Origin of the sequence: Enterococcus sp. DIV1059_2 (assembly GCF_051713685.1) — a bacterium.
GTDB classification, from domain to species: Bacteria; Bacillota; Bacilli; order Lactobacillales; family Enterococcaceae; genus Enterococcus_D; species Enterococcus_D casseliflavus.
In genome coordinates this window covers 3,612,131-3,636,073 of sequence record NZ_JBIOQK010000001.1, presented here as the reverse complement: position 1 = coordinate 3,636,073, position 23,943 = coordinate 3,612,131, and the positions used below count along the sequence as shown (strand labels likewise).

The 23,943-nt window shown below is 33.0% G+C and carries 25 protein-coding genes and 3 pseudogenes; 19 read left to right on the top strand and 9 right to left on the bottom strand.

Features of this window, described 5'->3' with window-relative positions:
* Nucleotides 1-27: 27 nt before the first annotated feature.
* From IGI72_RS17300 to IGI72_RS17290, 3 genes are all read right to left on the bottom strand, one after another.
* Entirely contained in the window at nt 28-675 is a 648-nt protein-coding gene (locus tag IGI72_RS17300; RefSeq protein ID WP_438754956.1) for a hypothetical protein, read from the bottom strand.
* Nucleotides 676-1,598: 923 nt separating this feature from the next.
* Nucleotides 1,599-2,231: a BacL2 family protein gene (bacL2, locus tag IGI72_RS17295; protein WP_438754954.1), complete on the bottom strand. Its 633-nt coding sequence runs from the start codon at nt 2,229-2,231 to the stop codon at nt 1,599-1,601.
* Nucleotides 2,232-2,461: 230 nt separating this feature from the next.
* Nucleotides 2,462-2,839, bottom strand: a complete 378-nt coding sequence (locus IGI72_RS17290) for a hypothetical protein (RefSeq protein WP_115232970.1) — start codon at nt 2,837-2,839, stop codon at nt 2,462-2,464.
* Nucleotides 2,840-2,943: 104 nt separating this feature from the next.
* Between IGI72_RS17290 and IGI72_RS17285 the strand changes: the two genes are divergently transcribed.
* The 6 genes and pseudogenes from IGI72_RS17285 to tnpA all read left to right on the top strand — a co-directional run bounded on the left by IGI72_RS17285 (nt 2,944) and on the right by tnpA (nt 7,973).
* Entirely contained in the window at nt 2,944-3,810 is an 867-nt protein-coding gene (locus IGI72_RS17285; RefSeq protein ID WP_438754951.1) for a helix-turn-helix domain-containing protein, read from the top strand.
* A 43-nt stretch (nt 3,811-3,853) separates the two neighbouring features.
* Nucleotides 3,854-4,396 carry an RNA polymerase sigma factor gene (locus tag IGI72_RS17280; protein ID WP_115232968.1) on the top strand — a complete coding sequence of 181 codons (543 nt, stop codon included), beginning with the start codon at nt 3,854-3,856 and terminating at the stop codon, nt 4,394-4,396.
* A gap of 2 nt (nt 4,397-4,398) precedes the next feature.
* Nucleotides 4,399-5,658 (top strand): hypothetical protein, encoded by a 1,260-nt coding sequence (locus tag IGI72_RS17275; protein WP_115232967.1) that lies wholly within the window; start codon nt 4,399-4,401, stop codon nt 5,656-5,658.
* A 137-nt stretch (nt 5,659-5,795) separates the two neighbouring features.
* Nucleotides 5,796-6,290: a hypothetical protein gene (locus IGI72_RS17270; RefSeq protein ID WP_270290802.1), complete on the top strand. Its 495-nt coding sequence runs from the start codon at nt 5,796-5,798 to the stop codon at nt 6,288-6,290.
* 425 nt (nt 6,291-6,715) lie between these two features.
* Nucleotides 6,716-7,267, top strand: coding sequence for a hypothetical protein (locus tag IGI72_RS17265; RefSeq protein ID WP_270290803.1), 552 nt, complete (start codon nt 6,716-6,718; stop codon nt 7,265-7,267).
* 251 nt (nt 7,268-7,518) lie between these two features.
* Nucleotides 7,519-7,973 (top strand): annotated as a pseudogene (tnpA, locus tag IGI72_RS17260) (IS200/IS605 family transposase).
* Between the two features lie 306 nt (nt 7,974-8,279).
* Here the strand turns inward: tnpA and IGI72_RS17255 are convergent.
* The 3 genes from IGI72_RS17255 to IGI72_RS17245 all read right to left on the bottom strand — a co-directional run bounded on the left by IGI72_RS17255 (nt 8,280) and on the right by IGI72_RS17245 (nt 11,673).
* Nucleotides 8,280-8,852: a peptidoglycan amidohydrolase family protein gene (locus tag IGI72_RS17255; protein WP_438754947.1), complete on the bottom strand. Its 573-nt coding sequence runs from the start codon at nt 8,850-8,852 to the stop codon at nt 8,280-8,282.
* A gap of 135 nt (nt 8,853-8,987) precedes the next feature.
* Entirely contained in the window at nt 8,988-11,228 is a 2,241-nt protein-coding gene (locus IGI72_RS17250) for a glycoside hydrolase domain-containing protein (protein WP_438754945.1), read from the bottom strand.
* 73 nt (nt 11,229-11,301) lie between these two features.
* The gene (locus tag IGI72_RS17245; protein WP_087628143.1) at nt 11,302-11,673 is read right to left on the bottom strand and encodes a phage holin family protein; all 372 of its coding nucleotides are present in this window, start codon (nt 11,671-11,673) and stop codon (nt 11,302-11,304) included.
* Between the two features lie 661 nt (nt 11,674-12,334).
* On the opposite strand from IGI72_RS17245, the gene fic reads away from it, so the two are divergent.
* The 9 genes and pseudogenes from fic to IGI72_RS17200 all read left to right on the top strand — a co-directional run bounded on the left by fic (nt 12,335) and on the right by IGI72_RS17200 (nt 20,460).
* The gene (gene fic / locus IGI72_RS17240; RefSeq protein WP_438754942.1) at nt 12,335-12,946 is read left to right on the top strand and encodes a protein adenylyltransferase Fic; all 612 of its coding nucleotides are present in this window, start codon (nt 12,335-12,337) and stop codon (nt 12,944-12,946) included.
* A 61-nt stretch (nt 12,947-13,007) separates the two neighbouring features.
* Nucleotides 13,008-13,218, top strand: a pseudogene (locus IGI72_RS17235) (recombinase family protein); the annotation flags it as partial.
* 711 nt (nt 13,219-13,929) lie between these two features.
* A complete protein-coding gene (locus IGI72_RS17230; protein ID WP_438754940.1) occupies nt 13,930-14,265 on the top strand; it encodes a hypothetical protein in 336 nt (111 codons plus the stop codon).
* 266 nt (nt 14,266-14,531) lie between these two features.
* Nucleotides 14,532-15,050, top strand: coding sequence for a hypothetical protein (locus IGI72_RS17225; protein ID WP_438754938.1), 519 nt, complete (start codon nt 14,532-14,534; stop codon nt 15,048-15,050).
* A 393-nt stretch (nt 15,051-15,443) separates the two neighbouring features.
* The gene (locus IGI72_RS17220; RefSeq protein WP_005233149.1) at nt 15,444-15,857 is read left to right on the top strand and encodes a hypothetical protein; all 414 of its coding nucleotides are present in this window, start codon (nt 15,444-15,446) and stop codon (nt 15,855-15,857) included.
* A 1,143-nt stretch (nt 15,858-17,000) separates the two neighbouring features.
* The gene (locus IGI72_RS17215; RefSeq protein WP_438754936.1) at nt 17,001-17,330 is read left to right on the top strand and encodes a PTS lactose/cellobiose transporter subunit IIA; all 330 of its coding nucleotides are present in this window, start codon (nt 17,001-17,003) and stop codon (nt 17,328-17,330) included.
* A complete protein-coding gene (locus IGI72_RS17210; RefSeq protein ID WP_438754934.1) occupies nt 17,327-17,638 on the top strand; it encodes a PTS sugar transporter subunit IIB in 312 nt (103 codons plus the stop codon). Before IGI72_RS17215 ends, IGI72_RS17210 begins: the two co-directional genes overlap by 4 nt.
* Complete coding sequence (locus IGI72_RS17205; protein WP_438754932.1) at nt 17,635-18,927, top strand: PTS sugar transporter subunit IIC; 1,293 nt, start codon at nt 17,635-17,637, stop codon at nt 18,925-18,927. Before IGI72_RS17210 ends, IGI72_RS17205 begins: the two co-directional genes overlap by 4 nt.
* 63 nt (nt 18,928-18,990) lie before the next feature.
* Nucleotides 18,991-20,460, top strand: a pseudogene (locus tag IGI72_RS17200) (glycoside hydrolase family 1 protein).
* 108 nt (nt 20,461-20,568) lie between these two features.
* Here IGI72_RS17200 and IGI72_RS17195 read toward each other — a convergent pair.
* Nucleotides 20,569-20,739 carry a hypothetical protein gene (locus IGI72_RS17195; protein WP_438754930.1) on the bottom strand — a complete coding sequence of 57 codons (171 nt, stop codon included), beginning with the start codon at nt 20,737-20,739 and terminating at the stop codon, nt 20,569-20,571.
* 97 nt (nt 20,740-20,836) lie between these two features.
* Between IGI72_RS17195 and IGI72_RS17190 the strand changes: the two genes are divergently transcribed.
* The 4 genes from IGI72_RS17190 (at nt 20,837) to IGI72_RS17175 (ending at nt 22,522) form a co-directional block, all read left to right on the top strand.
* Complete coding sequence (locus IGI72_RS17190) at nt 20,837-21,328, top strand: helix-turn-helix domain-containing protein (RefSeq protein WP_438754928.1); 492 nt, start codon at nt 20,837-20,839, stop codon at nt 21,326-21,328.
* Nucleotides 21,329-21,441: 113 nt separating this feature from the next.
* Complete coding sequence (locus IGI72_RS17185; RefSeq protein ID WP_438754926.1) at nt 21,442-21,648, top strand: hypothetical protein; 207 nt, start codon at nt 21,442-21,444, stop codon at nt 21,646-21,648.
* 174 nt (nt 21,649-21,822) lie between these two features.
* Nucleotides 21,823-22,116, top strand: a complete 294-nt coding sequence (locus tag IGI72_RS17180; RefSeq protein WP_438754924.1) for a hypothetical protein — start codon at nt 21,823-21,825, stop codon at nt 22,114-22,116.
* Nucleotides 22,117-22,129: 13 nt separating this feature from the next.
* Nucleotides 22,130-22,522 carry a hypothetical protein gene (locus IGI72_RS17175; protein WP_438754922.1) on the top strand — a complete coding sequence of 131 codons (393 nt, stop codon included), beginning with the start codon at nt 22,130-22,132 and terminating at the stop codon, nt 22,520-22,522.
* A 161-nt stretch (nt 22,523-22,683) separates the two neighbouring features.
* Here the strand turns inward: IGI72_RS17175 and IGI72_RS17170 are convergent, their stop codons facing one another.
* A complete protein-coding gene (locus IGI72_RS17170) occupies nt 22,684-23,010 on the bottom strand; it encodes a YbjQ family protein (protein WP_195961513.1) in 327 nt (108 codons plus the stop codon).
* A gap of 15 nt (nt 23,011-23,025) precedes the next feature.
* On the bottom strand, nt 23,026-23,757 hold the full coding sequence (locus IGI72_RS17165) for a MerR family transcriptional regulator (protein WP_438754920.1): 732 nt from the start codon (nt 23,755-23,757) through the stop codon (nt 23,026-23,028).
* Between the last annotated feature and the right edge of the window lie 186 nt (nt 23,758-23,943).

The window sequence follows — 23,943 nt, the reverse complement described above, 5'->3', positions numbered from 1 at the left end:
TGATTCGAATCATAAGTATATGTCGTATTATTTTTGAATATGTGACACTAACTTATTAAAATTTTTCCTCATAGAGATAGTTTTTAAATTTTTTCTACTACGTTCTATTTTTTTGCGAACTTTGTTGGTATACTCTTCTTCTCCAAAAACAATTTTTGTGGCTTCTGATGTAGAATATCCCTGAATTAACAACAAGAAAAAGTATGTTTCAGCGGGTTCTTTTTGAATATATTTAAAAAACAATTCTTTGAAAATAAGAGAAAGATCATTGAAGTCTTCATACATTGAATCAAGCAAGGTACACTCTAAAGATTTCCAACGAGTTGCTTCATAAGTGGTGCCATTTATATCTGTTACGTTGTTTGATTTTTTTATATATGTTCTCCAAACGTCTTTTTCAGCTATTTTTAATCGATATAAAACAATGGTTTTAATTTTTTTAATATCTATTACTTCCGCGTGCAGGTCCTCAAGAACTTTCCAGACTGACACAAGATACGTGCTATAAAAATCTTCAAATGGTACATAGGCACCAGTCATTCGTGCACGAAATTGTGCGCTTCTTGCATTTTTTAAATAGGGAGTAAGATGGTTAATCACATTTTTCAATGTAGTACTTTCCCGTATCTTAGGATCCGTTTCCAAAATAATTTCTAAGTCATTCCAAAAATCCATAAAATCAACTCCAAACGTAGTTACATCTCTGTTATGTGTTTTACTGTGTTGTTAAGTAATTTTTGCGTAGTTTACGTTGTCAAAGCCATTCAATGTGAGGTTCAGATCGTTTATTCAGATAAAACTATTTAGTACGATATGATGAATATAAAATATCTGCTTTTTAATAACCGACCTTTGTAATCTTTTAAATGTAAAAAACAATCAATTTGTGTAAACTAACTACATTCATTAGAATATATGTTCGCTTTAGAGGTCAAGCGAACGAAAAAAAAATTTTAGACTTCATCAACTAATTATGTAAATATTGGAAATTTGATATTAAATCAGATAAGTCAAAAAACTTGAATCGGAAATTCTTGTGCTATGTGTAAATAAATTTAAAGATGAATGCGATTATTTTTGTAAAAGATTACTTCTCAACGCAAAGAAAAAGAATAAGCAAAAGCCTATTCTTTTTTAGAATAATCTAAAGAGTCTTGTTAGTATATTGGCGGAAATACTCTGCGTTAAATAAAAAATTATTTTTTTATCGATCTTATATTATGAGACCTTTTAATTTTCTGGTTCTAAAGGATATATAGATCTATTTTTCTTTTTCTGCATAATTGAAATCGGTATTTAATCTATCAGGATTTGACTCGTCTATTAAGGCTATAGCAGACACTTCTTCAAAATATCTCTGCTCTTCCTTGGTTTGAAGGAAATATTAAAATATAACCCAAGATACTCATGGCTGCACCAAATGGGCAGTAGAAAGAACTTTTAGCTACAGTTATGTCTTCTGTGTTGTACATCTTTGGGTGAAAAAGCCGGTCTATTATCCTCAAGGACAGCAACGGATCCAAAAACCTAAAATAAAAGTGAGAAGCACCATATTTCTTTATGAATTGATACTTAAACAATTGTTTATAGTATTTTATTTACATAAAAATAGAATACTTATTTAAATTAAGATACTTTTCAAAAGATTTTTTAGCTCTTTCGACTTTTTTTCTAGATGCGTTATCATAATTATCGCTTATCCCCATAATTTTTATTGTTTCAGAAGGTGAATATCCAAATAATAGCAAAGAAATTAGTTGAGAATTCTCTTTTTTCTCGTTTGCGAAATTACGAAAATCATCGTTCATAATTAACATATAATCTGTAAATTGGTTATACGTTTTTTTTGTTACTTTTTCATTATTCAATTCTTCCCATCTTGCTGATGCATAGCTTACACCATTTTTGTCCCATCCTGTTTTAGTTTTTTTCTTGTACAATCTCCAAACTTTTTTTTCTGCAATAAATAATCGTCTAAGGATTATATTTTTTAAGGAAAGATTTGTTGAATCTAAAAATGTTTCTATACCTTGCCAAAATGATAATAAATATTCACTATAAAAATCCTCAAAAGGTATATAGACTCCTAGATTTTCAGCCTTTTTTCTTGAATTATGAGCGCAAGTTTTTAAATACTTAGATGAGCATAAAATAATATCATCCATATCATAACTCTTTCTTGAACTTATATATATATTAACTTTAATTTCTAATTCTTCCCAAAATGACATTTAAACACACTCCTATTAATTTAGAAGGTATGTTGTGAGAAAATGCTCCTTGTGACAGAATTATTTTTTTATCTATCTCCATTTGAAAATAAATAGCGACTGAAGTATAAACACTAAAAAATTATTTAACTTAAAGAACATTGAACGAAAAATGGTATTCCTTTAGACAAAGGAATACCATTCAAACTTATTTATATTTTTATTCTTCGTTCAAAAGAACATTATTTAATCTACCAAGTTGTATATGTATAGGCAGAGTAATAACTTCGCTTATTGTAAGTTCCATTATCGTTATACCAAATTTTTTCGTTATAATTATTCTTATAAGAATCATATCCTTTATCCCAACGGATTGTTAACCAAGCAGTAGTAGTTGAGTAAGTTTGAACCCATTTACCATTTTGCCATTTTTCTTCAATATATTTTGTCTTTGGTACAGTTGCTTCAAATTTCCACGATGCTAATTTTAACTGTTGATAAGAATTATTATCAACAGTTTGTTCAGCCGTAACATTGCGACTAAACGAGATAAAGATAAATACTGTGAGTGATAGTAAAACTATTAACTTGCCTCTTTTTAGATTAAACCAAGGGTTTAATTCCCACATAATACCATCTCCTAAAATTATTATTTGATATAATTAAATAATACAATTAGTTAGTTTAAATAAAATAAAATGGTTAAAATTTAGGCAAAAAGGATGGAATGAATATGAAGTCAAATTTAGGAGTAATGTTGAAAAAATTGAGAGTAGAACGAGGTTATACCCAAATGAAATTAGCAGAAGGTATATGTGATAGACACACTTTGGCTTCATATGAGAATCAAACGCATGACATACCAGTAAAAAAACTATTTAAATTTATATCAAAAATGAATATTTCTATAGAAGAATTCTATATGTATATTAATGAACATACCTTGGAGGATAAATACAAAAGTAGCAACAAACTGTATTTGAAGTATATGAAGAATGAGATGGTAAGTAACGAGGAATTAACATTTTTAATTGAAAAATTTACTAATACAGATGATATTTTATTTTTAGCAACTTACCTTCAACTTAAAGGAGCTATGTCAAAAAAGCAAAACACAGTGAAATTTTTCAAAAAAATAGAAAATCTAAACATTAACTATTTGAAGGATTATTTGAATAGTATAGAGACATGGGGATATTTCGAGATAACTATATTTATGAACTGCTTATACATTTTTGATACCGCTTTTATTAGCCATCAATTAAAGAAGGTTTTAGACAAAGCAGAATTTTATAGCCAAAATAGAAAATTTGATCGAACTTTGTTAATACTTTGTATTAATTGTAGTATTCTCTTTTTTGAATCAAATGAATTCAATTTAGTATTATATTTTCTGGAAATTGCACGAAATGCTTCTAGTTTCTCTTATTCGTTGAGAGAAAAATTTATAATCAATTATATTCATATGTGTTGCGAGTATAAACTTGGAAAAATAAAAGGGGAGAGTTTAGAAAAATTTCTTAAAAATCTAAAACTGCTTGGTGAATATGATTTGGTTGCATATTTAGAAAAATTTTTTAAAATTTGTTCAGTAATTTGAATGGTAAGTCTTGTATATATATATAAAGGAGAGGAACTGAAAAATGAATGAAAATGATGAAATTTTAAAGGATATGCTAATAAAGAAAGATAATGAAGCCTTAAAAATTATAATAGATGATTACTCTCACTATTTATATGGTGTAGCAGCTACTATTATTTCCCAAGATTTTGGACAAAGGCCACAATTAATTGAGGAAATTGTTCAAGATGCATTTGTTTTTATTTGGCATTATCCTGAAAAGTATAATCCTAAAAGATCATCTTTAAAGACATACTTATCTTGGAAAGTAATCAGTCTTTCAAAGAATAAAAGAAAAAAAGAAAAAAAAGAAGAGAAAATATCATTTTCGTTAATTAATCTATATCAATTTAGTTCGAAACCCGAATGGTTTGATGATACTTATCTGGATATGTTTATCAATATGCCAGAAAAAGCCAGGAACATAATGATTAGAAGACTTATATTGAATGAAAAGCCAAAACAGATACAAAGAGATCTTTCTATATCAATTAAAGAAATAAATAATACACTCTTTTACTATAAAAAACAATTGAGAAAAATGATAAAGGAGGAATTGAATTAATTATGAAAAACAAAATAAAAGAAAATAAAATAGATGAATTTTTAAGTGAGCAGGGATTATTTGATGAAATCAATAAAAATAAAATTTATGATACAGTGATATTGGCAAGTAAGAGAAAAAATACTATTTGCTCAAAGCATACCATACACACGTTAATAATATCTGTAGTCCTTTTTTTCTTAGTTGGTTTTGCTAGCTATCCGTATATAAATAAAATAATTGATAATTATTTTGGAGATAATTTTAGTTCTTTATTAACAAATAAAGGGGACAATAGCGCTAAGAAAAAGAATATAACCATAAATTTGTTGCAAAGTTTTAAAGATAATAGCGTCTATTATAATATAATATCTATTGAGGGTAATAATCAATCTATTAGAATTGAACCAGGTAGTATCTCAGGGGTTTCAATGATTGAGGAAATTACACCGCAAGATGAAAGTGATAAACAATATTTTATTTTGACGAGCTTTGATAAACTATCGGAAATAGCGATTAAGGAATTACAAACTTCTCCAGAAATAGTAAGTGAAAAGATAAGTTTAAGCAATCTTCATAATTTAGAGACTAATAAATATGAGTATATTTCACGAAGTTCTATTTTAAGCAGTACTGGGCTAGCGTCAGATGGTAAAGAGTTATCTATTTTGAAATATGAAGTAAATGAAACTCAGCACCTTTTAAATAATGAAATAGAAATAGTTGGTTTTAACAGCGATAACAATCAATTCCGCTTTCAAATTCAAAGTGAACATCAGTCAATAGATAATATTTTAGTTTCGGCAAATTCAACCAACAATATTACTAAAGATCCTATTAATACTTATATGTTTGAAAGATATCATTCAACTAATCGAGAATATGCTAGAGAATTTGTCTTTTCTAATGAGGATCAAGAGGATATAAAAGAAGTAAATATCTATGGTGAGTTATATACTGATGTTATTTCCTCTGACTGGACACTCAAACTGGGTTCTTTTGATGACTTACCTCAGAAATTATTTGTAAATAAAGATAGAACAGTATTAGTTAAAGTTTCACCTATATCGGTAAGTATAGATACTAGTAAAGATCTTGAATTAAAAGGAACAAGTGTGATTGGACAAGATTCAGAGGGAAGTAGAACAGAATTAATAAAACTAAATCAAGATAAATATTATATGTCAGAAGACTATTCTTACTTGGCTTACTATTCTGATATTGATAATCTTAAAATGATCTATATAGGGAAGGAGGAATTTCAACTAAAAGAAAAGGACTAATTATTTACCATCAATACTCCAGGTAGAAGAAGTAGAGTACACTATATATAGATATCTACTAAAACTTGCAAGTTAAATTAGGGACAAGATAAATACTAACTTTTATTCTTGTTTAATTTGAATGGAGTGATTACATTATGGAAAAGCAAATGTTAAGATGGTTATTAGTAATAATATCGACAATATGTATTTTTTCTTATAAGACAAGTTGGGCAGATGAGCAAAAATCTATTACTGCTGAAAGTATAACTGAAGAAGTAGAATCGGCTATTAAACAAGAAGCTGAAAAATATCCATTTGGAGTCTCTAATGCAAGTATTAATATTAATGGTAAAAAATTTTTATTTAATGTAACTTTGGGGGATAATAGTGAGCCATTATTATTTGTTCTCCGCGCAGCAAAAAAAGAAGCAACTGTTCCGAGTACTTCAGAAGCCTTTTTAGTACGTAATTCGGCAGGAGGGTTCACTTTTGATCATGAAAATGTGTTATCATGGAGAACAATTTTCTATTCAAACTCTTATAGTAGAACTTATAGAGTGACAAAAACTATTAGTATACCCCGATCCGAAGCAGATAGGACAATAGTAGCTAAATTTGAATATCGAACATATGATTATGCTTTAAGATGATTCATAAAAAGAAAAATTACAATTATATACAGACAATTTTGGTATAGTATATTTATTAATGAAATATACTATACCAAAAATCACAAGTAAATAGATAAAAGAAGAGACAAATTTCTGATTAGTCTCTTCTTTTATAAAAAAAATAAAAATCTCATTTTTTAACCAAACTTGAGAATAAAAAATATTGAAACAAGCAAAAATTTACTTTATGTGACAAAGAATAGTTGATTTCTATAAAAATTTATCGTAAGTCACTACGTAAATTATATTAAGAATTACCACATAGTATTATAAAAAAATCAAAAGGTTCTATAAGTAAATACATAAAAATCGGATTAGATATCAATTAATCGCTACGCTTTTTATTCTTTAATAAAAGCGCAGGCTTAGCTCCATCATATAAAATAATAAGCAAGGAGGACAATATGTTTATTTATATTCTACTATATTGGATGTTTCTAATAATAAGCGCAATAATTTTACACTTTAATAAAACTGAAAATCAAAAAATATATCAAGAAATTGCAAATAAATTTGGTTCATTGTCTTTAAAAGATGGCGAGGAAACATTAAAAAAACAAAGTAATTATTTTTTTAAAAATAATCCTAAATCAGGATTTATAATACATTATTTACCAATTATATTTCAGATTTTTTTTATGATCATATATTTTTTAACTCCACTATTTTCTTCATTGTATTGGATAAGCGCACTTTTAATTCTCTTTCAGGTGTATCTTTTAGCTGAATTGATTATTTTCTTATATTTTAAAAAAGTATATTCAAATATAGAAATTAAAATTTTTTGGGAAAATTACCTCAATGCTCAACCCAATAATTCTTTAAAAGTTGTTATAGAGGGGGGGTACTATACTCCAAAATCCAATTTCCTTATTAAAAATAGAGTCGTACTAATTATTGCTTTTTTTGTGACTACCATTTTAAGTCAATATATATATTCAAAATTTGGATCTTAGCTATGGATTTTCGACATTTAGTATTGTTGAATATAGCTCAACAGAAAATAAAATAAGATCCATTTGAACAGAGTATTTAAATGGATCTTATTTTTGTTATGTCTTCAGACCCAGTTGAGCTCGTATAGCGTGCGAAACAAAAAATCACCTGCTTTGCGGGTGGAGTGTTAAAAAATTCTACAAAAAAATCTCGTCATTAGCGTTAAAATTTAGTTTTTCAGGCCACACAGTAATGAAAGGAAGAGATTTTAATGGCTAATAAAGCAATTAGCTTAACCCATACAAAATGGTTATGCAAATACCGTATCGTCTTCACTCCAAAGTATAGAAGAAAAATCATCTATACTCAATATCGAGCAAGCTTACAAGACATTATAAAATGATTGTGTAGCTATAAAGGAGTTGAAATTATAGAAGGGCATATGATGTCCGATCATGTACATTTACTTTTAAGTATTCCCCCGAAAATGAGTGTTTCAAGTATTATGGGTTATTTAAAAGGGAAAACGTTATGATGATTTTTGATAAACAAGCCAATTCAAAGTATAAATTTGGGAATCGCTATTTTGGGGCAAAAGGATACTATGTTAGTACAGCAGGGCTCAACGAAGCGACCATCAAAAAATATATTCATGAGCAATAAAAGCATGATAAAGCGTTAGATAAATTAAGTGTTCGAGAATATGCCGACCCTTTTAAGGGTTAAGAAGTGATAATACTACCACTTAAGAGGTAGCAAAAGTGATAAAACCAAATGTGGCTTGAACAAAGTGAAAGCTAGCGCCTTGAGATGCTGGATAGTAGTAGAGGCTTATAGCCTCAGAGCAAACCACCCTTTTGAAGGGTGGTTATGATTTTAATAGTAACTCCTTGCTTTTTTACAAAAAAAGATTGTTCGTCTATTAACTCTGTATGTGGATTCTTTTATGAGCGATTAAAGATCGAAGTGTTTAATAAACACGACTGAAAATATACCTATGATAATTATCTATCTTTGATTATTTAATAGAAATTAATAATTTTTTTTTAAAATTTCATTTACCATATTTTGAACAGTTATTGGATTGTATCCATTTTCTTCTAAAAATTTTATACGAGAAGATCCATTTCCCCATAATCCTTGGATTACTTCTATTGCTACAGTTTCTATTGACTTTTTACTTGGAATATTATTTTTAGTATCGGTAATTTTATAAAAATTATGTTTCAAACTTGTTCCCATATAACTATCATCTTTATCAATATGGATACCATTCCATGTATATGAACAATGAATAAAACTATTTTCATTTAAAAAAATTCCAGTGTGCCCCATAGCACCATTTGAATAACCAGGTATTCCAGAAATAAAAATATCTCCACGTTTAACATTTTTTCGACTTATTTTGTATAGTAATGTGCCATTCATTTTAAATAGAGTTTCAGTATTTCCCATACTATTCGTTGGTAAAAAATTGCCCGCAATTAGTGAAAAGAAAAGCGCTGAACTACAATCATAACTATCTGGTCCCAATCTATTTTTCAATGAATAGCTAACTTTATTTTTTCGACTTTCCATCCATCCAATCATATTTTCAATACCCATGTATTTCAACTCCTTATCTAAATAATTAGTGATGTCTTGTGTGATACTATTCGACTAATAGAGCCTCCTACAATCTATTAATTATAGGAGGCGACAGCATACTTTCTATCGTAAATTTTATTTAATAGTAAATATTTATTTTTTAAAAGGTTTTGCCAATAAAGTTAGCATTGTAGAAATTATTACTGCAACACTTTTTAGTATTCCAGTTCCAGCTGCTGCTCCGGAGAGCCCTAAGAAAGCAAGTACGACAACTGGTGTTAGAGCAATAGAACCTAAAGCTAAACTAATTCGACGATCCATTTCGGCTACTTCAACTTTGTATTTGTCTAGTTCCGGAGAAAGTCCAAGTGGTAGTTCCCTTGGATCGAAATAAATCCCTAAAGATACAGAAAAATTATAGTTTAATGACTCATTGTTAACTTTTATAGTATCATTCCCAGTAGATTTAATTACTACACCAATAGCACCAGCATCATTAATATCCATAGAAATCTGAATATTCCCGTTATTCATTATTCCACTAATTCTATTAACAATATCTACTACTTGGTTATTTTTATCAGTTAAATCAATAAGGTCTTGAATTAGCTGCATATCTTTTTGAAATTTAAGCTCTGGCTTTCCATTTTCAATTTTAAACTTTGCGTATTTTCCATCAAAAACATCCAGACTATTCGATACTTTTAATTGCAAAACTATATTACCAACAACTGCTGTTTGTTCGACTTCAGAGGAAAACTCTGTTGTCAAAGTTTCTTTAAATAGTGGTAGAGCATCTGTGATTTTCTTTGCGATGGCAGCTTTTTTTGCTTCTTCTAATTCTAAAGAACTTTCAGAGTCTGTCGGATAATTAAAAGAAGATTGACCGCTATCCCAATATCCTGAAACACCAACTTTGTCTATGTCAATACCGTTAAGTCTATATTCATAAAATTGATCAAATGACCAATTTTTAGGCATTTTATATCCGAGATTTGCGCTAAAGCCCGAAGACATATCTGACACAAAACAATTTTGAATTTGTATAATTGAATCCATGGCTTGTGTACATACATTTCTAGGAGCATATAAAGAAACTCCATACTCAGGATACTTGCTTTGCATCGTATGAACAACATCTCTTAAATAACTAACGATTACAGGAATTTCGTTTCCTAAAACATCAAAATCACAAGCAAAATATATAGTGGTTCCATTTTTGAAACCTAGAGATTTAGCAGCTGCACCTGCTTGGATTGCATCATTAATTCCTTGGCCGTATCTAGAAAAATAAGATAAGGAGGCTCCACCATTTTGGTAAATTGGGAAAACTTTAAAATTATTAGCCTCTAATAATTTTAATTCTTTAATACTCAAATTTTTAGGGCGTTCAGTATCACCAATTCCAACAGTACCTGTCAAGTAACGACCAATTGTGGTATATCCAGCATTTTTCAAAATGTTAACTTGGTCTGGGGTTAGTATTTGATAAGAAGTATCACATGCAAATGTTTTTCGTGCAGTGTCTCCAGTTGTTGTCAATAATGCTTTGATTACAGGCATATTGGCGGTATCATCAACAGGAGATATATTCATGAATTTTTTGAAATTCTTTGTCGCTGTAGATAAAGCAGAATTCCAGATTCCATCTAAGCTGCCACTGTATTCATCATTAACAGTCAAAGCAGCCTGCAAAATGGCAATATTATTTTTTGTACCTTTTGAAGGTGATAAAGTTGGACAATTTGCAGTCGTTCCTTCACCAAAAAAACCATTAGCTACACTTGTAGACATACCCATCTCTGCTTGTAATGCAAAAATTAAAGCTTTGTTAGTATCTCTTTGATACAAACCATCACATGGTAATATACCTGTATAACTACTATATTTTTGATTTAAATACATCTGTACCTTTTGAATTTTTAAACTGCCCCCATATACTAAGCTAAATGCGCTCATATCAAACAAAGCTTTAGCCCACATTGATGAGAAACTATCAGTCGTGTCAGATGCTCCAGCAGCATATTTAAACTGTAAGATAGCATTTCTTGATGCCTGACCATACTCTTCGCTAAAAGATCCTGTTCCCATTCCCTTACAAATCATTCCAGCATCGATTAATTGAATAATTTTATGTTTATTTCCTTCAACAAGAATACTACCAATTTTCTCATCCCATTTTGTTTGTGTAGTAGTTCCAAAGTTATCAGCAAATGTAGAAATTCCTAATTCATACTGTACAGCTCTAATTATGCCATATATTGTTGGCCAACCAGTTTTTCCATTTTTAGGGACACTTCCCCATCCTGGGATAGATCCATATGCTTCATTTAACCAAGTCTGAACATTTTCAACCCAAGGATCTCCGCTACTTTTTGTATCCAAATAATCCATACTTTATTTCACCTCAATAAATTATTTGATTCGAATCATAAACAAATGTCGTAAAATGAGTTATGTTGTGACATTAAAAGTCCTTGGTAATCGTATCTTTTGCTTTTTTCAGTATTTGTTTTAAATATTCTACAAATTCGCTTTCATACAGATTTTCTACTATACTTCCTATTTCTGTAAGAATTAATAAAGATATAAACAAATTATAAACTGAAAACTGAAATTGAATTCCATTTTCTTTAATAATAAAGTCCAATATTTTAGCTAATATTATAAGAACAAAACTACTTACTTTTTTCCATAAGCCATTCCAACTAAGGCTTGAAAGCCAGACTTTCTTTACACTCGCTTTTATCCATCCTGTTACTATATCCATAATTGCTACAAGAAAAAAAATATCCAATAAATTATTATTTTCTCGAAACAAATTAGCAATGAATTCCATTCTTTTTCCTCCTAAAATTTTTCTACCTTTTAATTAATTGTTAAATTTTTTTTTGAAATGTGACTTTGTGGGTAAAATTAAAAGATTTAAAATTTTATTTTCATATTTTAATCAACAAGCATACAAATAATATGTTACAAAAAAGAATTGCTATTAAATTATCTAAAATCGGAAAGTCGAAAAAAGTTCTCAATCGTTGATTTAAAATAAAGGATTGATTATCTTCCAATCAAAGAGACAAGATTTGGGGGCGTCTCTTTTAATATGCTTATTTCCAATTTTTTTACGAGACCAACAGAGTATACGCTGTTGGTCTTTCTTCTGAATGAATTATATAAACCGTTCTTGGCGACCAGATATATTGTGAAAATTAGATTTCAAATAATAGAATGTGTATGATTAAATTGTTAAAAAGAGTGTCCAGAAATTAGTCATTTTCTGGACACTCTTTTTAGATACTATGATTGATATGCATTATTATATTTTCGTGTCCATAAACTCATAAATTATTCACTGCTCAATTAAAAATTAAATTTATGAGATTGATTACAAATCTTGAATGGTGACATAAACTTAATAGATTTTGATACACAAATAAATGCTCAGTATAATAGACTTGTGAGTAGTTTATAAACTAATGTCATTAATTTGGGGGTTTTGCATGATTTTAGATAACAATTTGGGTTTAACCAATCAAGCTGCATTAGACAGGGCTGAAGAAAAACTAAGCAAGCAAAAAGCGAAAAAATTATACGATTCGGGGAAAATAAATGAAATCGAAGTGGGTACTTTTAAAGGCTTAGCTGAAATTCATGAATTTCTCTTTTCAGAGATTTATGATTTTGCTGGAAACATTCGAACGGTCAATATCGCAAAAGGAAATTTTCAATTTGCGCCGGTCATGTACTTGGAGCATTCTTTAAAACATATTGATCAGCTACCGCAAACTTCTTTTGAGGAGATTATAAAAAAATATGTAGAGATGAATATCGCTCACCCTTTTCGTAAAGGAAATGGTCGGACTACTAGAATTTGGCTGGCTCTCATTTTAAAAAAAGAATTGCAAAAGGTTGTAGATTGGAACTTGATCAATAAAGAAGATTACCTTTCGTCAATGGAGCGAAGTCCCATAAATGATTTAGAGATACGCTATCTAATTTCTAAGGCATTGACTGACAAAATTGACGACCGCGAGTTATATATGAAAGGAATCGACGTTAGCTATTTTTATGAAGGTTTCTCTAAATACACGATAGATGATTTGTCAGAGTAGGAGAGATACAAAATATGATTATGCACGTGTCTTATCCGCATCTCAATGTAAGAAAGAGTAAATTCAAAAACAACTTGTGAACGGTGTTGAGAAGGAGCATTTGTTTCTGGAAAATTTATAGGTATGAGACGGGATCGTCCAACGTTTAATCAGCTGATAGTTGGTCTGAAGCCTGATGATGAAATCGTTGTTACAAAACTTGGGTGATTGCCCGTAATACACGAGAAGCATTAGAAGTTGACAATTTTTTACTAGATAATAACCTCACGATTAATGAGTATACATACCTCTTAATGACAAATGAAATTTTCTACCTTTGCAGGAGTTTACTTTATTCCTGGTGCTGGACAAATTGCTTTGTCTGAGTCTGAAGCGATTGTATTAGGTGAAATTTCGACCGATGTAAGCACCGAGCATATAAAACAATTAATGATGGGCTAAAGAATCCACAAAATAATGCTGCCAAAGCTCATGGTATTCCTAAAGGTTTACTAGATTCGAATAGTCGTATCAACTTTAGGAATTTTAACCAAAAAGTAAACGGGAAAAATGCTTTGCTTAACAAGATCCTAAAATAGGCTATGCTAAAGAAGATAACGCAGGACATGGCGGAAGAAAGCGGAAAAATAAAAGATAAAACTGGAATAGGAAAGCTTCAACTACATGTAAGGACTAAACTTTCAATCTAACACATAGACCTTTCGATTAGTACTTTTCTTTATATGTCATTTTTAAACACTGTGATTGTTTTTATGCATTTGCAATGCTATGATTAACTAGAACTAAATAAATATAGATATATTTGAAATTAGGTAATTGTTCATACTGGCTGTGAATCTAATTTCGTTTTGGGTCATTTAGTCAGTGGGAAGATAAATGCTCAGGTTGCGGAAAGAATAGCAGCATATCCTATAGAATGGTATGAATTAAATGCAGAATATTCCAACATTCCTTAAAACAATGAACAAGAGGAAGGTTTTTATATGAATTACAATTTGATTTATTATGGTAGAAAAGTTAGAAGATTTTTGCTATTTACTATTAAATTTATCGATGTTTTTTTGTTATATCTAGTGATTGGAAGGCAAACGTATTTAGCAATTAAAATTTTTTTGTTTATTGTACTCATATGGATGACAGGAGCTACAGTTGTATTAATAAGAAGGAAAATCCTGTATGGAACAATAAATGATAGACCAAAAGAAGATGGGTATTTGCATCCAATTCATGACAGAAGAGAAAATATTATACTGCTAGTATGTGTTATGTTATTAATCATGCAATTATATATTCTTTCTCTGCCATTACCTACTATATAAAATGCTAGTTTCCTAAACTTATCTTCTGGCTCTCACCGTAATAGTAAATCCAACAAGGAGTATTTTTTCTGAGAATGAAAGTTAGGCTAAAGAATATAAGAGAGAAAAATGGAAAATACTCAAAATTTGTAATTTTCCAATCGTCAATAGTGACAGGGATAACATACCTACAATTACACTACTGGGATTTTATTAAAGACGTCAGATGAAGAGAAGTATATAGCGACTATACAAAATTTTGTCAAATAAAATTAGGAAGGTCCTAAATGAAAAAAAAGCTTAGAGGATTAAAGCGCAGATGGAAACTAATGCTAAAAAACTTGGATAATATGGCTGAAACAATTGATTCTACTGACGATGAAATTTTTATTAAAGAATCCTTCCAATATTTCAACAGGAAAATATCTTCCTCATATAAAATTGAGTTATTTGATAAGCTATTGCATATACTTACTACTAAACAAAAACAAGATGGTAAGCGATGTTATCTATTATGGTATCTTCCCAATAACATATTTGAATCTAGTATTTTAATTTTTAACGGATCTGTTGCATTAGAAAAGTTTATCAAAGAAAGATCCTCTAGTGCTATTGATAGTGGCGAGTATCGGTTGTTTTTAAATGAAGAGAACAATCCAGAAAAGTATATAAGTGCTAGAGTGAAGGATGAAGAAATGTTATCCGCAATAGTGACAATTGAAGATGAGGAATATGGATATAAAGTTCCTGTGATAATAATAGCTAATGAAAAAATTATTTCTATGATTAAAATGGAACTGAGTTGAAAAGATAGTCAGAATGATCCTAATCTAGATGCTTTGGTGATTTTTTGCGACTTGAATGATAACTATAAGTAAAATTAATAAAGTGACACGTATGAAATACATTGGGATCACTGGAATATCTGTAAAGAAATAGCGATAGGCTTTAAAACATGAGCATTCTAGGTTTATTTTGAATGTGAACTACTCACCACTTAGCTAAACCTAATGATTCTTAACGCTTGAAGAGGGTGTTTCTCGAGAATAGTGTATATTTGATAGGGTACTAATAACGATGGCTTTTACTCACCAAGCTATTCCCTTAGTTCCTACGGTTTTTGCTGATTCAAAGGTTAGTGCGTGTATTCTTATATTTCCGATCACAATGATTACACTAGATGAAAGGAGGAGGATTTTGTGTTTCAAGATATTGGAGTCAATAAGATAGTCTTTAAGTATCGTAAGTGGACAAGGAAATTTGAGCTTAGAGAGTATGCAAGGAATTTAGAGTTTGAATGGGATACTGCTACAGAAGATGACATCAGATACCTAAGAAATGATGGTAGAGCAAAACTAGATTTTTTAGGAGTTATTCCAGGAATTCAGATTTCATCTTTCAGGGCTGTAGCTCATTTTCTCGATGATAAAAATATTTATTTCCAACTGTTACCTACTAAAAGAAAAAAGGGGATTCAGGAAAACCTGAATGAAAATATACCAGACCAATACTTTTCGTGTAGGTTGAGTGATTTCAATGAACTACAGAAAACAGGGGGGATTAAAATTGAAAAAATCGTATTTTTAGATACAAGAGATGAAAGTCAGGAATAAACTGTACTTGTTGCACGTTCCTACCCTAATGCTTAATTTAGTTGAAATTTAGGTTAAGTTCGAATGAAGAAAATGTTTCATTTTTTTATATCAAAAAACAATGATGATATCGAAATTTATATAAAAAAGTGACTTAATATGTCTAATTCTTAGTTTTTTCTAACTGCGATACGTTTATTATAAAAGTAGTAAAAGAACAAGAATAGAAATAAATCCTGCAGATAATCACTTTTTGATTTAATATACAAAATTATGATATTCATGCGTATTCATTCATTTGTAATTTAGTTCCCCTTGCAAAAGTAAACCGCTTTCTATAAACTAGAAGGCGAATAGAAATCAAAAAAATAGGCACTTCGTATCGGTGCTACCAACACCAATACGAAGCCCTGATCAGTCACACCAATACCCGGATGACCAATCAAGTTGCCATAGTTGATACCCGTAGGCATCAACGTGTTTATTGTACCGAAAAAACGCCTTCATTTCTAGTAGGAGTATGCATTTTTTTCGATAAAAACACAAGAAGCCTAACGCTTATTTAGCTATCTCACAGGCATTGGACAAATCCGTCCAATGCCTTTTTGCTGTGAATCACTACGATTGACTCACGAAGTGAGACAGAGTAGATGATGAACAGTACTAGGCGAGCGTAAGGGAGCGTAGTCACCAAACTAGGAATCACTACGATTGACTCACGAAGTGAGACAGAGTAGATGATGAACAGTACTAGGCGAGCGTAAGGGAGCGTAGTCACCAAACTAGGAATCACTACGATTGACTCACGAAGTGAGGCAGAGTAGATGATGAACAGTACTAGGCGAGCGCAAGGGAGCGTATTCCTAAAAACTATCGGTTCCACAAAATGGTACCTGCGCAGTACCATTTCCGCTCCCTAAGTCTAAGTATCTAGCTAATACGAGGACAACGACCAGAAGTTGGCAGAAAAATAGGCAGTCATAGTTGATTCTTTAGGCGAAGAACGACGTTGAATGGAGAAAAAGAAATACCATTGCCAAAAATGGTCAAAATAAGCGTTCATGGGTCAGCCTTTTATTCTAGATAAAAAAGAAATTTTTGATTTCTATTCGTAAGTGTAAACAATGGTTTCACAAAAAAGTAAAAACAGCTAAAGGAGAGAATATGGATAATTACGAAGTGAGTTTTACCCTGATTCTACACGCGGGAAATGCAAAGTCAGCTGCCATGATGGCGATTGAGGCAGCCCGGGAAGGAACCTTTGAAGAAGCACGACGTTTATTAGAAGAAGCTAAAAATGAGCTTCAGCAAGCCCATCAATGTCAAACCGATTTGGTGCAAGCGGAAGCCAGAGGAGAAAAAACGGAATTATCTATTATATTGATACATGCTCAAGATCATTTAGCAATGGCAATGACTGCCACAGAACAAGCCGCGGAATGGCTTTATTTATACCAAAAAATTTCTGAATTGCAAGGAGGAGTTTCATCATGAGAATTATGTTAGCTTGTGCAGCGGGAATGTCCACTAGTATTTTAGTTGCCAAAATGGAGGAAGCCGCAAAAGAACAAGGAAAAGACTACAAAATTTGGGCGATTGATCAAAGTTTGATTGAACGAGAATTAGGTAACTTCGATGTCTTGCTTTTAGGACCACAAGTACAACATACGATGCGTAAAGTGAAAAAGATCGTCAATGATACAGTGCCAGTAGCAGTCATCAAAGCAGTCGACTACGGTCGGGGCAATGGAGCAGCTGTCTTGAAGCATGCGGAAGAGTTGGTAAACGGAGGACAAAGATGAGTGCTTTCGACAAATTCGCTGACAGTGTCAGTATCATTGCAGAAAAAGTAGATGATAACAAATATTTGGGCGTGGTAAAAAATACCTTTACAGTTTTGATGCCCTTCATTATCGTAGGCTCTTTTGCAACATTGGGTAATTCATTGTTAACGAGTGAAACCACAGGGCTGGCACAGTTTTCTGCCCTAAGCTTTTTAGCCGTTATGGAACCAGCCTTTACCGCCATCAACTTTGCGACGATGAATACCATGACGTTAGCCGTGATCGTCATTTTGGGGTGGATTTTAGGTGAGCGAAACAATGAGAACGGTATCATGTGTGCGGTGGTCTCCTTGAGTGCCTATGTTTCAGTCGTACCACAAGGGCTTGAAACGGTCGTTGATGGAGTGGCAGGAATGGCTGCAGGTCTGCCAGTAGATACTTTGAATGCTGGCGGACTGTTCATCGGTATGATTTTGACGATGATTACCGTAGAATTCTTTTGCAAGCTGAATAAGATCGAGCGTCTGCAAATCAAAATGCCCCCGAGTGTTCCTAGCGCCATCAGTAAGTCTTTTAGTGTGCTGATACCAATTTTCATCACGCTGTTTGTCATCGCTATTGCTGGACGATTGTTTGAACTGGCTTCAGGTCTCTATATCAACGAAGCATTGTACCGCTTTTTGCAAGCCCCATTGGAAGGGATTTTGCAGCATCCAGCTGGGATTATTGGTTTAGTGATCATTTCTCAAGTTTTTTGGTTAGTCGGAATCCATGGGGGGCTCGTTATTTCTCCGATTCGAAACCCAATTTTGATTGCAGCACTAGCCGCCAATATTGCAGCCTATGAAGCAGGGCAAACCCCAGACCAAGTCATCACGATGGGCTCTTGGGTAACTTTTTTAGTTGTTGGTGGTGCGGGATTGATTCTTTCCCTCAATATCGGATTACTGATGTTTTCGAAAAAAGATGACCTGCGAGCCGTCGCCAAAATTGGCTTAGTTCCTTCTTTATTTGGTATCAGTGAACCCGTTGTGTTCGGGTTACCGCTAGTTTTGAATCCGATTTTTGCGATTCCTTTTGTTCTAGGAAGTGGATTACCAGCAGCGATGTTATTAGCTGCCAATCAGTTTGGATTAATCGGCTCGAACATTGTAGATGTACCTTTTGGCTTACCGATCGTTGTCGGCGCCTTTTTGGGGTGGGGAATCAATGGAGTCATTTTACAATTGCTGATTATTATCGTCGGGGTGTTCATTTATTTACCATTTATTTTCTTGAGCAATCGCCAAAGTGAGTTAGCTGAATAGTTTGATGACTATCAAGGATAGTCTGGTTAAAGAAACAAGGGAATAGAACGAAGGAGGAGTTTCATGACAAAAAGTTATTTTCCAGAAGGATTTCTATGGGGCGGTGCGATCGCAGCCAATCAAGCAGAAGGGGCATGGGATGTTGACGGCAAAGGCATGTCAGTTGCAGATGTGGCACTATACAAACCTGACGTTTCTGTAGAAGACTATAAGAAGCAGTGGCATGTCGATGAGCAAGCCATTGCTGAAGCGATTGCCGAAAAAGGAACCGGTAATTATGCAAAACGTCGTGGCATTGATTTTTATCACCGATATAAAGAAGATATCGCATTGTTTAAAGAAATGGGCTTTAAGGTACTGCGAGTGTCGATTGCATGGACGCGGATTTTTCCTCGGGGCGACGAAGCAAAACCAAATCAAGCAGGATTAGCATACTATCGAGACCTTTTGACTGAACTAAAAGAGAATGGCATTGAACCATTAGTGACGCTTTCCCACTATGAAATGCCGCTGGATCTAGTCACCGAGTATCAAGGGTGGGTCTCTCGAGAAGTCGTTGATTTCTTTGTCAAATTTTGCAAGGTCGTTTTTGCCGAATACAAAGATCTAGTGACCTATTGGCTGACGTTCAATGAGATCGATAGTGTTTTTCGTCATCCGTTTACGACCGTGGGCGTAGTCGAAGAGCGTTACGAAACAAAACAAGCCGCAGAAGCCGCCATCTACCAGGCCTTGCATCATCAATTTGTGGCAAGTGCTCTGGCAACCAAGTATGGGCGTTTATCAAATCCACAAGCAAAAATCGGGGCGATGGTCACCAAGCTCATGACCTATCCAGAAGATTGCCATCCCGAGAATATTGCTTTAGCAGAAAAAGCCAACCGAGAAAATCACCTGTATTCTGATGTACAAGTCTGGGGAGAATATCCGAAATGGCTTTTGCGAGAATGGCAGGAAAAAGACATTGAAGTGGCGATGGAAAACTGGGATTTGGCAACAATCAAGGAATACACAGTAGATTTTCTTTCCTTCAGTTAGTACATGTCCCTAGTAGTTTCAAAAGATGCGGAACAGCGAGAAAAAGTTAGTGGCAACATTGCGACAGGGGTGAAAAATCCCTACTTACCGATGACAGAATGGGGCTGGCAAATTGACCCAGTCGGACTCCGAATCTCATTGCTTTCTCTCTATGATCGCTATCGGATCCCTTTGTTTATTGTAGAAAACGGCGTGGGCGCAGCAGATGAAATCGATGAAAAGGGAGAAATCAATGATCAATATCGCATTGATTATTTCAAAGCCCACTTTGAACAAATCAATTTAGCTCTAAAAGAAGGCGTTGAACTGCTGGGTTATACCTCATGGGGCTGCATTGATATCGTCAGTGCCTCGACTTCGCAAATGAGTAAACGCTATGGCTTTATCTATGTTGATGCTGATGATGAAGGAAATGGCACCTACGATCGGAAGAAAAAGAAATCCTTTGATTGGTATAAAAAGGTGATTGCGTCAAATGGGAGTGATTTGGCGTAAAGACTGAGAGGGGAATTTCGCAGGTTGAAAAAGTTTATGATCATTCTTTTTTGTAGTGCGAATTGTTATAATATATTTTTGCAATAGTTGAAAATAGCAGTACATGTTTTACCATGGCTTGCTTGTAAACTGGGACTGAAGAATCACTTCTGATTCATTAGTCCCAGTTTTATATTTGGAAATAAAAAACAGATATTTCCCTCGATGGATGATACCACCACCTAACAAAAAACTGAGAGAACGATCTGCTTGATGAATGATTCTATCGAAAATAGCCATAAAATCCCCTCTATTCTACTCTCTTTTTCAAGAATTCCTGTTAAATGGTAGGTTTTATGTCAAAATGAAGGGTAGAAATGGATGAGGAGTGGTTGAAATGAAAGAAACGATATTAGCAATGAAGCTGAAAGAATATAGAGAAAAAAACAAGCTAACGCAAAGTATGCTAGCAGAATTATTAGAAGTAAGTGACAAGACGATCTCAAAATGGGAATTAGGTGCTACGTACCCTAGCAAAAAAAATATGATCAAAATAGCCGAAGAATTGGATATCTCATTAGAAACATTACTTTTGGAAGAAACTAAGAAAGACAATGAGGATTTAAAAGTAAGTATCAAGTATGGATTGATTAGTTTTTGCTTGATCTTTTTTGTCACGATGATCGTAACTTCGTTCAATCAAGACTTCAGCAGGATTATGAATCTTTCTATTCAAGAAAAATTAGGCGTACTTTTAACCACCGCTTTAAAATTATTGAGTATCTCTGTGCCGCCAGCAATCATCATTGGCTCCGTGTTTTATTTTTATATCTTCCCAAAAAATAAAAAGGAGAACGAACCATTTTCTCGATTTCGACGGAAATGGTAGATTAGGGTAGAGGAATCAAGTCATGGACAGAAAAACGGCATTTTAGATAAAAAAGAGTACTCAGTCTGGCTGGTGTGAAAAGCGTATGGATTTTACAAGAAGGAGAGAGCAGGATGGGATTCTTTGGTAAAAAGAAAGAAGTCAGAAATTTAACGAAGGAAGAAGAAGCAGACATCAAAGAAGAAATGACACGACAAATGCTTTCAAAAAACGAAAATGATATTGGCATGGTCAAGAAAATCAAAGATCTGACAAACATGAGCACAGGACAAGCGAAAGAGCTATTCCTGAAATTCAGGGATGAGCTAACCGAGAGATAGCGGATAGGGAATCCGCCAACAACAGCCTTTCAATGGGAGGCAGATTCGCTTCATTGATAGCTTATGCGGTTGAAAAGGATGTTGTAATCTGGTCAGTTAGTTTTATAAAACTCGGTTACGCCGTAGCACTTCTATTACAATCAAGATTTTTTTCTTCTACTGGAGGGCACAACGATGTCGAAAGATTTAAAAAAGGTTTACAGTAGTACGATTATTCAGATAGTGATTTACGTGATCGCATTAGCCATGGCTTTTCTTAATCGTGGGATCTCACCGAACTGGCCCTTCTACTTGGTCCTAGCAGGAATATTAGGAGGATTTTTTCTCCCCAAAAAATATCGCTCACAATTTTCTTCGACTGCTCCAGGAATTTTTTTAAAGAACCGTACGAGACGTACAGAAAATATAATCGAACTGACCGTCACTTGTTTCGTCATTTTTCTGGTTATTTATTTAAATCTTGTCTAGAGGGGGTGTGACCATGAATACTATCAAAAAGAAGCGACGGTTAGGATTGGTGGGTCTTTATTTACTTTTAGCTATACTGTCCTCACTTATACGACAAGTGAAGTACTATGGCATAACGGCGGTACTTATGATCATTCTCACTTTCCTCGTACTGGTCATTTTATGGGGGTCTTTGCTTCATCACAACGTTATTCGGGTCACTTGGACAAGTATGACTTATGAACCAAATCTTCATAAAAGTGAACGGGTGTTTTTGTTTAGCCTCGTTACTTTAGTAGCGCCGGTTCTTAGATTTCATGACCTGACTGTCTATGACCTAATCGTTTCTGTTGTAGCTATATTGGTAGGGATAGTTGGTTTTGTAATAAATGAGCATCGATTAAATCGGAAAAAACAAACGCTATAGTAGAATTTTTCATTTGATCTCAGAAGTGACCGTTTTTATGCGGTCGCTTTTTTAATGAAATAAATGATCTTTTAAGCGCAATGAAAATAAATCAGATCACGGTGATTCGCACCGTGTTTTCTTTATTTTGAAACGCTTTTTATAGAAACATGCAGAATTCTCTAGTCTTCAACAACAACCGCTGTTCCGCTGGCTGTCACCACAATTAACATAATATCTGAATTTACAAATTGATTGTAGCTGATATGCGTATTGACTATGGCGTTTGCCGATAAGCGATGCGCTTGTTGTTCCAACTCCGCGAGAGCCAACTTTCTTCCTTTAGAATATTCATCAGAATAGGTAGTAGATTTTCCACCAAATATCCCTTTTATCCCACTTATGGCGTCCTTTACGATGTTCACGGAAATCACTTGTTCATTAAAAATAGCTCCTTTTACTTCACTGATTTTTTGGTCTGCAATGGTCTCGGTTGTTACTAAATACATAATAGATTCCTTCTTTCACATTTTCATTTCTACAGTAAAAATAGTGGCACTGTTATAAGCTAATGAGCAATAGACGTTTTCAAAAAATAAGAGTGGATTTTGAGAAGTATCTCTGACAGACAACAGTTTGTCCGTTAAAAAAAGGTCGATATTTTGTTTGATACAATCTTCCGTCTCCACGATAAAACTCATACTTGCATAAGTCCCTTTAGTAAAAGCAAATTCCCCTTCTTCCTTTTTACTTTCAAGACAAGGGATATCTTCATTTTCATGATGAACATAAAAAATTTGATCGAGAGAGGATAGATTCATATTATTGGCTTTTATCAAATCCACCTCGCCATTTTCCACAACTGATTCTGGAAAAGAATGAAAATAACGATCGGACCTTTCGAAGAAACTTATTTCGTTTAACTTGTAGGAATTCTGGGCCTCGATGACGGCGTGTACGGTATTTTTTATAGCCAGCAATTCATCGATCTTTTTTTGGATCGTTTGTTCGGCTTCAATAAAAAAAGGTGCCATGTTTGATTGGGTCAAAATGGTTTTGATGGAACGAAGCGAGTAACCAATATTTTTTAAAACGAGAATCTGATAGAGTTTGTAGACATTTTCTTCATCAAAGAAAAAATACCCGTTTTCATTCCGTTCCTTTGGTGTGAGCAATTCGATATCAATATAGTGTCGAATCGTGTGTTTTGAAATAGAAAACAATGATGCTAGTTCACTTGTTGTAAGTAATTTCATAAGCAGCCTCCTGAGGATAAGTATATCGTGTCGGGTAACCACACAGTCAATAGCTTATGAAAAAATATGTAATACATCTTCTTCTAAAACACAATTCTCGTATACTGTTATACCAAAATTGTAGATGGCAGTTTCTTTTTCTCTGTGATACGATACCTCGGTCAATTAATGACCTGCAAACAGTCA